We start from the raw sequence: 474 nt of genomic DNA, 5'->3' as shown, positions 1-474 counted from the left end.
GCTCCTGGCGCTCCGATCCGAGGGACGATGCCCACAGCCTGTTCAAGGGCACCATCGGCGACGTGCAGATCTACAGCCGCCAGCTCGGCGAGACCGACATGGCAACCCTCGCCGAGGCCGTCGACCCCGCGCTCGGCATGTCCGCCCGCATGGCCCAGAAGATGGCCGACCTGATGCCGGGCTTCGAGCAGATGCACCACGCCTCCGACACCTTCAAGGAGATCGCGGGCGAGTATGGCGTCACCGAGCACGGCCACCTGATGCGCCCGCTCGACATGAAGCGTGGCGGCACCGGCGCCAACACGATGAACGGCAGCGACAAGAACGACGGGCTCGACGGCAACAAGGGCAATGACACGCTCGATGGCAAGGCCGGCGACGACGTGCTGCAGGGCGGTTACGGCAACGACATTCTGCGCGGCTCCGGCGGCGACGACATCCTTGACGGCGGCCACGGCGAGGACCGGCTGATCG

At 67.9% G+C, this 474-nt stretch carries 1 protein-coding gene; it reads left to right on the top strand.

Features of this window, described 5'->3' with window-relative positions; translation table 11 throughout:
* Positions 1 to 474, top strand: a 474-nt coding sequence (locus ACFQ2S_RS11500; RefSeq protein WP_386074597.1) for a calcium-binding protein, incomplete at both ends; no start/stop codon positions are given.

This window comes from Tropicimonas aquimaris, assembly GCF_042676185.1.
GTDB lineage: Bacteria > Pseudomonadota > Alphaproteobacteria > Rhodobacterales > Rhodobacteraceae > Tropicimonas > Tropicimonas aquimaris.
The sequence above is the reverse complement of the archived record's forward strand: the minus strand, read 5'-3'. Positions and strand labels throughout refer to the sequence as shown.